Origin of the sequence: Burkholderia sp. Ac-20379 (assembly GCF_017104645.1) — a bacterium.
Lineage (GTDB): Bacteria > Pseudomonadota > Gammaproteobacteria > Burkholderiales > Burkholderiaceae > Burkholderia.
The window spans coordinates 33,568-48,048 of the sequence record NZ_JAAGPF010000016.1 but is presented as its reverse complement, the minus strand read 5'-3'; the positions used below and the strand labels follow the sequence as shown (position 1 = coordinate 48,048).

At 64.7% G+C, this 14,481-nt stretch carries 14 protein-coding genes; 9 read left to right on the top strand and 5 right to left on the bottom strand.

The features are described 5' to 3' along the window. Positions 1-214: DUF3619 family protein (locus tag G3N92_RS04015; protein ID WP_206126157.1), on the bottom strand; the 214-nt coding region annotated here is incomplete at its 3' end. Then, positions 211-774, bottom strand: coding sequence for an RNA polymerase sigma factor (locus G3N92_RS04010; RefSeq protein ID WP_206126156.1), 564 nt, complete (start codon positions 772-774; stop codon positions 211-213). The genes G3N92_RS04015 and G3N92_RS04010, both read right to left, overlap by 4 nt. A 347-nt stretch (positions 775-1,121) precedes the next feature. Here G3N92_RS04010 and G3N92_RS04005 point away from each other — a divergent pair, with 347 nt between their 5' ends. The 6 genes from G3N92_RS04005 (at position 1,122) to G3N92_RS03980 (ending at position 8,117) form a co-directional block, all read left to right on the top strand. Next, positions 1,122-2,885: an acetolactate synthase 3 catalytic subunit gene (locus tag G3N92_RS04005; RefSeq protein WP_206126155.1), complete on the top strand. Its 1,764-nt coding sequence runs from the start codon at positions 1,122-1,124 to the stop codon at positions 2,883-2,885. Positions 2,886-3,003: 118 nt separating this feature from the next. Continuing rightward, complete coding sequence (ilvN, locus tag G3N92_RS04000; protein WP_013698880.1) at positions 3,004-3,495, top strand: acetolactate synthase small subunit; 492 nt, start codon at positions 3,004-3,006, stop codon at positions 3,493-3,495. Positions 3,496-3,585: 90 nt separating this feature from the next. Next, positions 3,586-4,602, top strand: a complete 1,017-nt coding sequence (ilvC, locus tag G3N92_RS03995) for a ketol-acid reductoisomerase (RefSeq protein WP_206126154.1) — start codon at positions 3,586-3,588, stop codon at positions 4,600-4,602. A gap of 119 nt (positions 4,603-4,721) precedes the next feature. After that, positions 4,722-5,366, top strand: a complete 645-nt coding sequence (locus G3N92_RS03990; RefSeq protein ID WP_206126153.1) for a phosphatidylserine decarboxylase — start codon at positions 4,722-4,724, stop codon at positions 5,364-5,366. A 15-nt stretch (positions 5,367-5,381) separates the two neighbouring features. Next, a complete protein-coding gene (gene pssA, locus G3N92_RS03985; protein WP_206126152.1) occupies positions 5,382-6,248 on the top strand; it encodes a CDP-diacylglycerol--serine O-phosphatidyltransferase in 867 nt (288 codons plus the stop codon). Positions 6,249-6,575: 327 nt separating this feature from the next. Next, positions 6,576-8,117 carry a 2-isopropylmalate synthase gene (locus G3N92_RS03980; protein ID WP_206126151.1) on the top strand — a complete coding sequence of 514 codons (1,542 nt, stop codon included), beginning with the start codon at positions 6,576-6,578 and terminating at the stop codon, positions 8,115-8,117. Between the two features lie 133 nt (positions 8,118-8,250). Here the strand turns inward: G3N92_RS03980 and G3N92_RS03975 are convergent, their stop codons facing one another. Beyond that, a complete protein-coding gene (locus tag G3N92_RS03975) occupies positions 8,251-9,783 on the bottom strand; it encodes a SulP family inorganic anion transporter (RefSeq protein WP_206126150.1) in 1,533 nt (510 codons plus the stop codon). A 64-nt stretch (positions 9,784-9,847) separates the two neighbouring features. Beyond that, positions 9,848-10,519: a carbonic anhydrase gene (locus G3N92_RS03970; RefSeq protein WP_206126149.1), complete on the bottom strand. Its 672-nt coding sequence runs from the start codon at positions 10,517-10,519 to the stop codon at positions 9,848-9,850. A 101-nt stretch (positions 10,520-10,620) separates the two neighbouring features. Between G3N92_RS03970 and G3N92_RS03965 the strand changes: the two genes are divergently transcribed. Beyond that, entirely contained in the window at positions 10,621-10,863 is a 243-nt protein-coding gene (locus G3N92_RS03965) for a hypothetical protein (protein ID WP_206126148.1), read from the top strand. A gap of 58 nt (positions 10,864-10,921) precedes the next feature. Here the strand turns inward: G3N92_RS03965 and G3N92_RS03960 are convergent, their stop codons facing one another. After that, positions 10,922-11,422 carry a hypothetical protein gene (locus G3N92_RS03960; protein ID WP_206126147.1) on the bottom strand — a complete coding sequence of 167 codons (501 nt, stop codon included), beginning with the start codon at positions 11,420-11,422 and terminating at the stop codon, positions 10,922-10,924. A 308-nt stretch (positions 11,423-11,730) separates the two neighbouring features. On the opposite strand from G3N92_RS03960, the gene rpsO reads away from it, so the two are divergent. Together rpsO and pnp are read left to right on the top strand one after the other, a co-directional pair. Continuing rightward, a complete protein-coding gene (gene rpsO / locus G3N92_RS03955) occupies positions 11,731-12,000 on the top strand; it encodes a 30S ribosomal protein S15 (protein ID WP_206126146.1) in 270 nt (89 codons plus the stop codon). A 319-nt stretch (positions 12,001-12,319) separates the two neighbouring features. Then, complete coding sequence (gene pnp / locus G3N92_RS03950) at positions 12,320-14,455, top strand: polyribonucleotide nucleotidyltransferase (protein ID WP_206126145.1); 2,136 nt, start codon at positions 12,320-12,322, stop codon at positions 14,453-14,455. The last annotated feature ends 26 nt before the right edge of the window (positions 14,456-14,481 follow it).

Below are 14,481 nucleotides of genomic sequence, written 5' to 3'. Positions count from 1 at the left end.
GGCCGGGCAGCAGGCCGAAGCCACCTGCCACGTTGCCCGCGAGCGCCGGCACCAGCACGATGCCGGCGTCGGGTTTCTTGCGCGCGAGCGCGGCCCGCCGCGCCGCGGCCAGGCGGTCGGTGGCGGACGGGGGCAGATCCGTGGCGCGTTCGTCCAGCGCGCGGCGGATCTTCAGGGCAAATTCGAGTTCTTTGAGTTCGGGAGCGGAGCTCATAGCGTGATTCCTTTGGCCTTGAGCGCTTGTGCCAATGCGTGTGTGGCCCGTGAGCAGTGCGTCTTGACGCTGCCTTCGGAACAACCCATGGCGGCGGCTGTTTCGGCGACATCCATATCCTCCCAATAACGCATCAGGAAGGCTTCCCGTTGACGCGCCGGAAGCTTGCGGATTTCGTCGTCGATCAGCGTGAGCACCTGCTCCCGTTCGAGGCGGGTTTCGCTGCTCTCGATGCCGTTGCCGTTGTCGGCCGTATCGAGCGTTTCGAGCGGGTCGAAGTCCTCGTCGTCGCTGCCGCCGAGCGACGAGAAGAGGCTGACCCAGGTGTTGCGAACCTTCTGGCGGCGGAAGTAATCGTGGATCGCGTTTTGCAGGATCCGCTGAAAAAGCAGGGGCAACTCGGCCGGCGGCCGGTCGCCGTACTTCTCGGCGAGCCGGATCATCGCGTCCTGCACGATGTCGAGCGATGCGTCGTCGTCGCGCACGGCGTAGGCGGCCTGCTTGAACGCGCGCCGTTCGACGCTCGTCAGAAAATCGGCGAGTTCCTTGTCTGATGCCATTCCGTGAAAAGGTCTGCGCTCGAGGGGGCGGTAGGACGAAAAATTTCGTAAACGGGGCGGATGCTAACAAATTTTCGAGCCGGCCGGCACCTTGCATGGCGTCGCAGCGGCGGGCGGGAGCGCCGGCGGCCGCTGCCCGCGGTGCGGCGCTGGCGACGCGGCGGGATTTTTTTCTTGACCGCTTGACGGCGACACTATATCGTCGCTGGTTCGCAACATAAGTGATGGTCTCAATTGAGGCTGGCCCAAGAAGCCAGCTTGTCAACTGGACGCGCCGCTTGAACCCGGATCACAAGTTCGGCAGAGAGCACCCGATCAATTTTTTGCCGAAAATTCGAAAGGTCGATATGAACATGCCCAGCGCGGAATTCTCCACGTCGGAACCCATTCCAGCCCCCTCGAGCGACTCGATCGGCGCCACCGTGCTCATGCAGGCACTGGCCGACGAGAACGTCGAATTCATCTGGGGCTACCCCGGCGGCTCGGTTCTCTACATCTACGACGAACTCTACAAGCAGGAAAAGATCCAGCACGTGCTCGTGCGCCACGAACAGGCGGCAGTGCACGCGGCGGATGCGTACGCACGATCGACGGGTAACGTCGGCGTGTGTCTCGTCACGTCCGGCCCGGGCGTCACGAATGCCGTCACCGGCATCGCCACCGCCTACATGGATTCGATCCCGCTCGTGGTGATCAGCGGGCAGGTGCCCACCGCCGCAATCGGCCTGGACGCGTTCCAGGAATGCGACACGGTCGGCATCACGCGCCCCTGCGTCAAACACAATTTCCTCGTGAAGGACGTGCGCGACCTGGCCGAAACGGTCAAGAAGGCGTTCTTCATCGCGCGTACCGGCCGTCCCGGCCCGGTGCTGATCGACATTCCGAAGGACGTGTCGAAAACGCCGTGCGAGTACGCACCGGTCAAGAGCGTGTCGCTGCGCTCGTACAACCCGGTCACCAAGGGCCATTCGGGCCAGATCCGCAAGGCCGTCTCGCTGCTGCTGTCGGCCAAGCGTCCGTATATCTACACGGGCGGCGGCATCATCCTGGCCGACGCGGCGCGCGAACTGAACCAGTTCGCCGATCTGCTCGGCTACCCGGTCACGAACACGCTGATGGGCCTGGGCGGCTACCGCGCCTCCGATTCGAAGTTCCTCGGCATGCTCGGCATGCACGGCACGTACGAAGCGAACATGGCGATGCAGCACTGCGACGTGCTGATCGCGATCGGCGCGCGTTTCGACGACCGCGTGATCGGCGATCCGGCGCACTTCGCGTCGCGTCCGCGCAAGATCATCCATATCGATATCGATCCGTCGTCGATCAGCAAGCGCGTCAAGGTCGATATTCCGATCGTCGGCGACGTCAAGGAAGTGCTGAAGGAACTGATCGAGCAACTGCAGACGGCCGAGCATGGCCCCGACACCGAAGCGCTCGCGCAATGGTGGAAGGACATCGAGGGCTGGCGCTCGAAGGATTGCCTGAAGTTCGACCGCGAAAGCGAAATCATCAAGCCGCAGCACGTCGTCGAGACGCTGTGGAAGCTGACCAACGGCGAAGCCTACGTGTGCTCCGACGTCGGCCAGCACCAGATGTGGGCCGCGCAGTTCTACCGCTTCGACAAGCCGCGCCGCTGGATCAACTCGGGCGGCCTCGGCACGATGGGCTTCGGCCTGCCGGCCGCGATGGGCGTCAAGATGGCCCATCCGGACGACGACGTGGTGTGCATCACGGGCGAAGGCTCGATCCAGATGTGCATCCAGGAACTGTCGACCTGCAAGCAGTACGACACGCCCGTCAAGATCATCTCGCTCAACAACCGCTACCTCGGCATGGTTCGCCAGTGGCAGCAGATCGAATACAAGAAGCGCTATTCCCATTCCTATATGGATGCGCTGCCTGATTTCGTGAAGCTCGCCGAAGCGTTCGGCCACGTCGGGATGCGTATCGAAAAGTCGTCCGATGTGGAGCCGGCGCTGAAGGAAGCGCTGCGTCTGAAGGATCGCACCGTGTTTCTCGACTTCCAGACCGATCCGACCGAGAACGTCTGGCCGATGGTTCAGGCCGGCAAGGGCATCACCGAGATGCTGCTCGGATCGGAAGATCTGTAACGGCGCGTTCGCGCGTCGCGCCCCGCGCACCCGCTTCCACAAAGAGCGGGCGGCGCCGGGCGGCGCGCAGCGTGCATTCGAACTGGATTAGTCGAGACCTCATCGGGAAGAAGCGAACATGCGACACATCATTTCCGTGCTGCTGGAAAACGAACCGGGCGCGCTCTCGCGCGTGGTCGGCCTGTTCTCGGCACGTGGCTACAACATTGAAACCTTGACGGTGGCGCCGACCGAAGACAATTCGCTGTCGCGTCTGACCATCGTATCCATCGGCTCCGACGACGTGATCGAACAGATCACGAAGCATCTGAATCGCCTGATCGAGGTGGTGAAGGTCGTGGACCTGACCGACGGCGCGCATATCGAGCGCGAGTTGATGCTGATCAAGGTGCGGGCAGTAGGCAAGGAGCGCGAAGAAATGAAGCGGATGGCGGACATTTTCCGCGGCCGCATCATCGACGTGACCGAAAAGACCTACACCATCGAATTGACGGGCGCGAGCGACAAGCTCGACGCATTCATCCAGGGGCTGGACGCCGGCGCGATTCTCGAAACCGTGCGGACCGGCAGCTCGGGCATCGGTCGCGGCGAGCGCATCCTGAAGGTTTGACGCCGCCGTATCGAACGGAGCCGGGTGCGCCGTCATGCCCCGGTAGCAGTACCCATTGAACGAACTCACTGAATTTGCGAAGGAATGATCATGAAAGTTTTCTACGACAAGGACGCTGACCTCTCCCTCATCAAGGGCAAGCAAGTCACGATCATCGGTTACGGCTCGCAAGGCCACGCACACGCGCTGAACCTGAAGGAAAGCGGCGTGAACGTGACGGTCGGCCTGCGCAAGAACGGCGCGTCGTGGAGCAAGGCCGAGAACGCCGGCCTGACGGTCAAGGAAGTCGCCGAAGCGGTGAAGGGCGCCGACGTCGTCATGATGCTGCTGCCGGACGAGCAGATCGCCGAAGTGTACGCAAACGAAGTCCATGCCAACGCCAAGCAAGGCGCCGCGCTGGCCTTCGCACACGGCTTCAACGTCCACTACGGCCAAGTGATCCCGCGTGCGGATCTGGACGTGATCATGATCGCGCCGAAGGCCCCGGGCCACACGGTTCGCGGCACGTACTCGCAAGGTGGCGGCGTGCCGCACCTGATCGCCGTGCATCAAGACAAGTCGGGCGCAGCGCGCGACGTCGCGCTGTCGTACGCGGCAGCGAACGGCGGCGGCCGTGCCGGCATCATCGAAACGAACTTCCGCGAAGAAACCGAAACCGATCTGTTCGGCGAACAAGCCGTGCTGTGCGGCGGTACCGTCGACCTGATCAAGGCCGGTTTCGAAACGCTGGTCGAAGCCGGCTACGCGCCGGAAATGGCCTACTTCGAGTGCCTGCACGAACTGAAGCTGATCGTCGACCTGATCTACGAAGGCGGCATCGCGAACATGAACTACTCGATCTCGAACAACGCCGAGTACGGTGAATACGTGACGGGCCCGCGCGTCGTCACGGAAGAAACCAAGAAGGCGATGAAGGCTGTCCTGAAGGACATCCAGACGGGCGAGTACGCCAAGAGCTTCATCCTCGAAAACAAGGCAGGCGCACCGACGCTGCAATCGCGCCGCCGCCTGACGGCCGAGCACCAGATCGAGCAAGTCGGCTCGAAGCTGCGCGCGATGATGCCGTGGATCGCGAAGAACAAGCTGGTCGACCAGTCGAAGAACTAAGCGTTCGCCGAACGACGGCCCCGGTTTTCGGGGGCCGCTCCGAAAAGCCGCCCGAAGGCCGCAGTGCCGAGGGCGGCTTTTGTTATGCTACGGGTCTTTGCACTTCACCGAACGTCACCATGAACTACCCTCATCCGATCATCGCGCGCGAAGGCTGGCCGTTCATCGCGATCGCTGCCGTCGTCGCGCTGTTGATCCATGCAGTCGCGGGGTTCGGCCTCGCCTGGCCGTTCTGGCTGCTGCTCGCCTTCGTGGTGCAGTTCTTCCGCGACCCGCCGCGCCCGATCCCGACCCAGGCCAATGCCGTGCTGTGCCCGGCCGACGGCCGCATCGTCGCGGTGGAAACCGCGCACGATCCGTACGCGAACCGCGAAGCGCTGAAGATCAGCGTGTTCATGAACGTGTTCAACGTGCACTCGCAGCGCTCGCCCGTCGATGGCGCGATCACCAAGGTCGAGTATTTCCCCGGCGCGTTCCTGAACGCGGCGATCGACAAGGCGTCCACCGAGAACGAGCGCAATGCGGTCGTGATCCACACCGGCAGCAACCACATCGTCACCTCGGTGCAGATCGCCGGCCTCGTGGCGCGGCGCATTCTCTGCTACGTGCGCAGCGGCGAGCCGCTCACGCGCGGCCAGCGCTACGGCTTCATCCGCTTCGGTTCGCGCGTCGACGTGTATCTGCCGGTCGGCAGCCGCGCGCGCGTGACGATCGGCGAAAAGGTCTCCGCATCGTCGACGATTCTTGCTGAATTGCCGCTGTAAGCGGCAGGAGGCTCGATGGCAGCATTCAAACCCCGCCGGCCGCGCAACGGCAAATCCCTGCCGCGCTCGTTCCGGCACAACAAAGTGCTCGGCGCCGATACCGGCGCCGAACCGCGCCGCGCCGCGCGCCAGCAGTTCCTGCGCACGCGCGGCATCTACCTGTTGCCGAACGCGTTCACCACGGCCGCGCTGTTCTGCGGCTTCTTCGCCGTCGTGCAGGCGATGAACGTGCGCTTCGAGATCGCCGCGATCGCGATCTTCGTGGCGATGGTGCTGGACGGCATGGACGGCCGCGTCGCCCGCATGACGCATACGCAAAGCGCGTTCGGCGAGCAGTTCGACAGCCTGTCCGACATGGTGTCGTTCGGCGTCGCGCCGGCGCTCGTGATGTACGAGTGGGTGCTCAAGGATCTCGGCCGCTGGGGCTGGCTCGCCGCGTTCGTCTATTGCTCGGGCGCCGCGCTGCGGCTCGCGCGCTTCAACACGAACATCGGCTCGGTCGACAAGCGCTTCTTCCAGGGGCTGCCGAGCCCGGCCGCCGCGGCGCTGATCGCCGGCTTCGTCTGGCTGGCCACCGACAACCGCGTGCCGCTCAAGCTCGGCTGGCTGCCGTGGGTGGCGTTCGTGCTGACGATCTACGCGGGCGTCACGATGGTGTCGAACGCGCCGTTCTACAGCGGCAAGGCGCTCGACGTGCGGCACCGCGTGCCGTTCGCGGCGATCCTGCTGGTGGTGGTGGCGTTCGTGCTGGTGTCGTCCGATCCGCCGCTGATGCTGTTCGGGCTGTTCGTGCTCTACGGGCTGTCCGGCTATGTGTTCTGGGGCTATATGGCGATCCGCGGCCGGGCCAATCCGGCCAGATCGTCGCAACGCGAGCACTGACGCCGGTTTCCGGGGCGTGCTCCCGTGCGCAGCGCATCGCACCAACGGCGACCGTCATCGGTCGCCGTTTTTCATTGGCCGTCCCGGCCCGGTACGCGGCCCGATTGCACGCCTGCCCGAATGCCGCTATATTCACCGCCATGACCGCATTTTCCCGCCTCTCCCTCCTTCAAGCCGGTGCGCCCCTACGCGCACTAGCGCTAGCGCGCCTGCCGCGCTGACCGGTTTCGCCCTCCGTCAAGCCTCGTCTGTTGTAGAGCGTCGCCAGCGGTGGCGCGAACTCCATCGTTTTTTGGTTCATCTACAAGATCCCCCTGGAGCCTCCCCATGACAGACAAGCTGATCATTTTCGACACGACCTTGCGTGACGGCGAACAATCGCCCGGCGCGTCGATGACGAAGGAAGAAAAGATCCGTATCGCCAAGCAGCTCGAACGGATGAAGGTCGACGTGATCGAAGCCGGCTTCGCGGCCAGCTCGAACGGCGATTTCGACGCGATCCACACGATCGCCGGCCTCATCAAGGACAGCACGATCTGCTCGCTGGCACGCGCCAACGACAAGGACATCCAGCGGGCCGCCGACGCACTGAAGCCGGCCGAGAGCTTCCGGATCCACACCTTCATCGCCACGTCGCCGCTGCACATGGAGAAGAAGCTGCGGATGACGCCGGACCAGGTGTTCGAGCAGGCGCGCATGGCCGTGCGTTTCGCGCGCAAGTTCACCGACAACGTCGAGTTCTCGCCCGAAGACGGCAGCCGCTCCGACATGGACTTCCTCTGCCGCGTGCTGGAAGCCGTGATCGCCGAGGGCGCGACCACCATCAACATCGCCGACACGGTCGGCTACGGCGTGCCGGAACTGTACGGCAACCTGGTCAAGACGCTGCGTGAACGCATCCCGAATTCGGACAAGGCGATCTTCTCGGTGCACTGCCACAACGACCTCGGCATGGCCGTGGCGAACTCGCTGGCCGGCGTGCAGATCGGCGGCGCGCGTCAGGTGGAATGCACGATCAACGGTCTCGGCGAGCGCGCAGGCAACACCTCGCTCGAGGAAATCGTGATGGCCGTGAAGACGCGCAAGGATTACTTCGGTCTCGACGTCGGCCTCGACACGACGCAGATCGTCCCGGCGTCGAAGCTCGTTTCGCAGATCACCGGTTTCGTCGTGCAGCCGAACAAGGCCGTGGTCGGCGCCAACGCGTTCGCGCACGCCTCGGGCATTCACCAGGACGGCGTGCTGAAGGCGCGCGACACCTACGAAATCATGCGCGCGGAAGACGTGGGCTGGACCGCGAACAAGATCGTGCTCGGCAAGCTCTCGGGCCGCAATGCGTTCAAGCAGCGCCTGCAGGAACTGGGCGTCTCGCTCGACAGCGAAACCGAACTGAACGCCGCGTTCATGCGCTTCAAGGATCTGGCCGACCGCAAGTCGGAGATTTTCGACGAGGACATCATCGCGATCGTTTCGGAAGAGGCGGCCGTGGTCGAGCGCGAGCACTACAAGTTCGTCTCGCTGTCGCAGCGCTCGGAAACGGGCGAGCAGCCGGAGGCGAAGGTCGTGTTCGCCGTGGACGGCAGCGAGGTGAAGGGCGAGGCACGCGGCAACGGCCCGGTGGACGCCGTGCTGAACGCGATCGAATCCGAAGTGGGCAGCGGCTCCGAGCTGCTGCTGTACTCGGTCAACGCGATCACCACCGGCACGCAGGCGCAGGGCGAAGTGACGGTGCGGCTGTCGAAGAGCGGCCGGATCGTCAACGGCGTCGGCACCGATCCGGATATCGTCGCGGCATCGGCCAAGGCTTATCTGTCGGCGCTGAACAAGCTGCATTCGGACGTCGACAAGCTCAATCCGCAACGTTCGTGATGGTTGCCCGGGCTGGCCCGTGTGGCTGGCCCGAGACCGAACCACGCATGTAAAACGCCCCGCGAGGCCTGACGGCCCGCGGGGCGTTTGGTTTTGGCATGGCCGGCGGCGCAGAGGCCGTTGGCCGGTGCGGTTACGTGCTGCCCGGATTGCGCGGCATCGAGAACGACCAGCGATTCGCGTTCGCGCGCAGCGGCTGCCGGTAGTCGACCAGGATCTCGCGCGCCGGCGCATCGGCGATGAACGCGTCGATCAGGTCGCGCACGTCGTGGTCGATCGTGTCGGCGCGCGTGGCGTCGATGATCACGATCGCGCGGTCCGGGATCTGCCGCAGGTAATGCTTGACCTGCACCTTGCCGAGAAACGAGACGTCCTTGCGGAACGTCAGCAGGTAATGATCGTCGTGCCGTGCGAGCGTGGCCGGGCTGCGCAGGTTCGCCAGCGCCACCGCCAGCACGCTGATCACGATGCCGAGCGCGATACCGAACAGCAGATCCACTGCCAGCACGCCGGCGATCGTCGCGACGAACGGAATGAACGCGGCCGGCCCCTGTTTCGCGACGGCCTGGAACAGCTTCGGCTTGGCGAGCTTGAAGCCGGTGTGGATCAGGATCGCGGCGAGCGTGGCGAGCGGGATCAGGTTGATCAGTTCGGTCAGCAGGAACACGCTGACGAGCAGCAGCACGCCGTGCACCACGGCCGAGATCCGGCTTTGCGCGCCCGCATGCACGTTCACCGAGCTGCGCACGATCACCGACGTGATCGGCAGGCCGCCGAATGCGCCGGCCACCAGGTTGCCCACGCCTTGCGCCTTCAGCTCGCGGTTCGGCAGCGGCGGGCGGCGTTTCGGGTCGATCTGTTCGACCGCCTCGAGCGACAACAGCGTTTCGAGGCTGGCGACGATCGCGAGCGTGATCGCCACGCGCCAGACGTCCGGGTTCCACAGTTGCGCGAAATGCGGGCCGAATTCCACCGCCTGCAGCGCGCCGCCGAGCGACGCCAGCGAGTCGAGCGCCGGCAGCGCGACACGGTGTTCGGCGGGCGGCGCGAGGCCCGGCAGCAGCGTGTTCAGCGCGAGCGTCGCGACGATGCCGATCGCCACCACCACGAGCGGCGCCGGCACGTTGCGCACCAGCGCGAAGCGGCGCAGCGCGGGCAGATCCCAGGCGATCAGCAGCGCGAGCGAGGCCACCGCGATGACGGCCGCGCCGATCGCGTGGGCGCTGAACGCGGCGGTGCCGCCGTGCAGGCCGAGCGCGAACGGCACCTGCTTGACGATCAGCAGCAGGCCGATTGCGGCCAGCATGCCCTTGATGACGGGCGACGGCACGTAGGCCGCCAACTGGCCGGCGCGCACCATGCCAAGGCCGAGCTGGAGCAGGCCCGACAGCACCACGGCGAGCAGGAAGGCCGGAAAGCTGCCGAGTTGGGCGATGCCGTCGATGACGATCACCACCAGGCCGGCCGCGGGCCCGCTGACGGACAGCGGCGAGCCGCTCAGGAACGCGACCACGAGGCCGCCGACGATGCCCGAGATCAGGCCCGCGAACGGTTCGACGCCCGACGCGTTGGCAATGCCGAGGCACAGCGGCAACGCGACGAGAAACACGACGGTGCCGGCGACGAAGTCGCGCGGAAACGTGGAGAAGACGTTGCGTAGAGTCATGATGGGAGGGGGAGAGCGAGAGGGCGGACGCGCAGGCCGGGGCACGAGCCCGGCCGCGCGGGATTCAGGCGGCCTTCAGCGTGCCGCGCGGGGTGCCGGTATCGGCGTGGGCGTCGGATTCGGCTGCCTGCGGCGAGGCGGCGCCGGGCGATTCGTAGCCCGACGACAGCACGTTCAGCAGGCCGTCCGACAACGAAAAGATCCAGCCGTGCACGAGCGGTGCGGGCGTGCCGTCGCGCACGATCGGATGCTCGCGCAGCCGTTGCACCTGCTCCAGCACGTTCAGTTCGGCGAGCCGGTTCGCGGCGGTGTCGGCGGGCAGCGCGTCGAGCGAATTGCGGTGCCGGGCCGCGAGCGCGCAGAGCGGCGCGATGCGGCGCGCGACGTGCGGCAGATCGGCCGGCGGCGGCAGCAACGCGGCGCGCACGCCGCCGCAGCCGTAATGGCCGCACACGATCACGTGGTCCACTTTCAGCACGCGCACCGCGTATTCGAGCACGCTGACGCTGTTGTCGTCGTCGGGATGAAACAGGTTGGCGATGTTGCGGTGAACGAACAGTTCGCCCGGCGCGCTGTGCGTGATCGATTCGGCGGGCACGCGGCTGTCGGAGCAGCCGAGCCACAGCACGCGCGGGTTTTGTCCCTGGGACAACGCATCGAAGAAGCCGGGCACGCGCTCGGCGGTTTCTCTCGCCCAGGCGACGTTGGCAGCAAGCAGGCTTTTGGCGCGATTCATCAGGAATCCTCTGCAAATGGACGAAATATGAACGGCGCGGACAGCAACACGTTCGGCCACGCTTTCCGAATTGAAAGCTAGTTGGAAGGAATATTAGGGGTTTGTCTGGATGCGCGGCGGCGCTGAAACATTCTGTTTCAAATTACGGGAATGCGAATCCGATTTGCACCATTTCGGAAAAGAAATGGCTGATCGATGGTGCATGGCGAATTCGCAAAAGCGGCGACCATCAAGGACTTTGGTCGGAAAAATCTGCAAACTCGATTGATAACGTAAAGATTATTTTTCCGATTTCATTGCGATGTGAAGAAGTAAATAAAAAGGCCATTTCGCCGGTTGGCTGAAATGGCCTGATTGAATCCTGTTGAAATTGACAGCTTTTTGTAGGCTTGACGCCGCCGCTCAGAACGCCACGCGGCGGTCGGGGTCGTGCAGCGGGTCGGGCGTCTTTTGCGTGAGGCGCAGGATGCCCTGATCGTCGAAGTAGAAGCTGTAGAGCATGTACCAGACGTTGTCCTCGAGATAGCGATACGTCCACACCTCGCGCTTCATCAGCGGAAAGTACGCGGTTTCCTCGGGGCGGCCGAAATTGACGAGCACGTCGGCCTTCTTCCACTTGCCGATTTCGGCGCGATAGAACTCGTTCGGCTGCAGTGCCTGGCGCATGCTGCGCACCTTGCCGGCTGCGTCGACGTCGGCGGCGGTCGTGGTTTCGCCCATCGGCTGGGTCGGCCACATCAGGCGCTTGCCGCCGTCGGGCAGGTCGTAGATTTCGGCCGGGGGGCCGAGACGGGCGATCAGCGCCGATTGGTCTTCTCCCGCCTGATAGCGCTGCCACGGTTGCGCGCAGCCGGCCAGCAGGGTGGCCGCCACGGCAAGCACTACGGGAAGTCGTCGAAACATGCGGGTCTCCGTCGAATGCGATGCGCTGTTGTATCACCGCCCGGGCATCAAGTCACGCGCCGCGCACGCAAGCCGGGCGGCGCGCTCCGGTATGATCCGCATCCTGAATGTGCGTTGCATCCCGACTGTAAGGAATGCTGTCCGGATGTCCGGGCGACAGCCGCGCGCCGGCTGCCGGATGACAGGGCTGTGACGGGGGCTTAGACGGGCAGATGACTTGTGCTACAATGCCCGCCGGTTGTCAATTCGGCAGCCATCACGGCACGGCCATTCTTCCGTGTCCGCCTGTTCGCTAGAAAGGAAATCACATGTCGGTTGCAGATATCAAGAAGTCGGAAGTTGTTGCTAATTTCGCGCGTGGCGCCAACGACACGGGTTCGCCCGAAGTCCAGGTTGCGCTGCTGACCGCGCGTATCGTCGAGCTGACGGGTCACTTCAAGTCGCACGCGAAGGATCACCACAGCCGCCGCGGCCTGCTGCGCATGGTGAGCCGCCGCCGCAAGCTGCTCGACTACCTGAAGGGCAAGGATGCCGACCGCTATCGCGCGCTGATCGAGAAGCTGGGTCTGCGTAAGTAAGCGGGGCGACGTTCGCCTCTCGCAAATGCCTGTGTCAGTCCGCTGATACAGGCATTTTGTTTTTCAGCGGTACGTCGCGTTTCGCCGTTGTCCGTACCGAGGGCGCCCGTCCGTAGCCGGACGCGCCGCCCGCCGGCCTGGTCGCCGGGTGGAGCTTTGTGTCATTCCAGTGCGGCGGTTGCCGCCAAGCGCCAGTCGCGCACTGGAATGGCATAAAAAACACACCTCCTTCCCGTCCTGCCAGGTCGCACCGCCGCCGCGCATGCGGTTCGCAATCCCGCGCGGCGCATGCCATCAATGAACACATCAAGGATCGACCATGTCTCTGTTCAACAAAGTCGTGAAGGAATTCCAGTGGGGCCAGCACAAGGTTCGTCTTGAAACGGGCGAAATCGCCCGTCAGGCGAGCGGCGCCGTGATCGTCGACGTCGAAGACACCGTGGTGCTGGCGACCGTCGTGGGCGCCAAGTCGGCCAAGCCGGGCCAGGATTTCTTCCCGCTGACCGTCGACTACCTCGAAAAGACCTATTCCGCCGGCAAGATCCCGGGCGGCTTCTTCCGCCGCGAAGGCCGCCCGTCGGAGCACGAGACGCTGACCTCGCGCCTGATCGATCGTCCGCTGCGCCCGCTGTTCCCGGAAGGCTTCTACAACGAAGTCCAGGTCGTGATCCACGTCCTGTCGATCAACCCGGAAGTGCCGGCCGACATCCCCGCGCTGATCGGCGCGTCGGCTGCGCTGGCCGTGTCGGGCCTGCCGTTCAATGGCCCGGTCGGCGCCGCGCGCGTGGCCTACATCGATGACCAGTACGTCCTGAACCCGACGCGCGCGCAGCTCAAGGCCTCGCGTCTGGATCTGGTGGTCGCCGGTACGGAACGTGCCGTGCTGATGGTCGAATCGGAAGCCGACCAACTGCCGGAAGACGTAATGCTCGGCGCCGTGGTGTTCGGTCACGAACAAATGCAAACGGCCATCGACGCGATCCACGAGCTGGTGCGCGAAGGCGGCAAGCCCGAGTGGGATTGGCAAGCTGCGCCGAAGGACGAGGCGCTGATCGCCGCCGTCACGGCAGCGGCCGAAGGCGGCCTGCTGGCTGCTTACCAACTCCGCGACAAGCAAGCCCGTTCGGCCAAGCTGAAGGAAGTCTACGCCGCCACCTCGGCCAAGCTCGAAGCCGATGCGGCCGCCGCCGGCACGACGGCCGCCGACAAGGCGACGGTCGGCAACGTCCTGTTCGACATCGAAGCCAAGATCGTCCGCTCGCAGATACTGAACGGCGAGCCGCGCATCGACGGCCGCGACACGCGCACGGTCCGCCCGATCGAAATCCGCAGCGGCGTCCTGCCGCGCACCCACGGTTCGTCGCTGTTCACGCGCGGCGAAACGCAGGCGCTGGTGGTGGCCACGCTCGGCACCAAGGGCGACGAGCAGATCATCGACGCGCTCGAAGGCGAATACCGCGAGCGCTTCATGCTCCACTACAACATGCCCCCGTTCGCCACCGGCGAAACGGGCCGCGTCGGCTCGCCGAAGCGTCGCGAAATCGGCCACGGCCGCCTCGCGAAGCGCGCGCTGGTCGCCTGCCTGCCGAGCGCCGAGGAATTCGGCTACTCGATCCGCGTCGTGTCGGAAATCACCGAATCGAACGGTTCGTCGTCGATGGCTTCGGTCTGCGGCGGCTGCCTGGCGCTGATGGACGCCGGCGTGCCGATGAAGGCGCACGTCGCCGGCATCGCCATGGGCCTGATCCTCGAAGACAACAAGTTCGCGGTGCTGACCGACATCCTCGGCGACGAAGATCACCTCGGCGACATGGACTTCAAGGTTGCGGGTACCGAAGCCGGCGTGACGGCCCTGCAGATGGACATCAAGATCCAGGGCATCACGAAGGAAATCATGCAGGTCGCACTGGCCCAGGCCAAGGACGGCCGTCTGCATATCCTCGGCAAGATGAAGGAAGCCGTGGCGGGCGTGAACACGCAGATGTCCGAGTTCGCACCGCGCATGATCACCGTCAAGATCAATCCGGAAAAGATCCGCGACGTGATCGGCAAGGGCGGTTCGGTGATCCGCGCGCTGACCGAAGAAACGGGCACCACGATCGACATCTCCGACGACGGCGTCGTGACCATCGCGAGCACGAGCAGCGAAGGCATGGCCGAAGCGAAGAAGCGCATCGAGCAGATCACGGCCGAAATCGAACTCGGTCAGGTCTACGAAGGCGCGGTGCTGAAGCTCCTCGACTTCGGCGCGATTGTGAACCTGCTGCCGGGCAAGGATGGCCTGCTGCACATCTCGGAAATCGTCAACGAGCGTGTGAAGGACATCAACGATTACCTGAAGGAAGGCCAGGTCGTTAAGGTCAAGGTCATCCAGGTGGACGAGAAGGGCCGTGTGCGTCTGTCGGCCAAGGCACTGCTGAACGAAGCAGGCCAAGGCGACGCGCCGCAGCAGTAAGCGTGACGAAAGCGGCCGCCCGCACC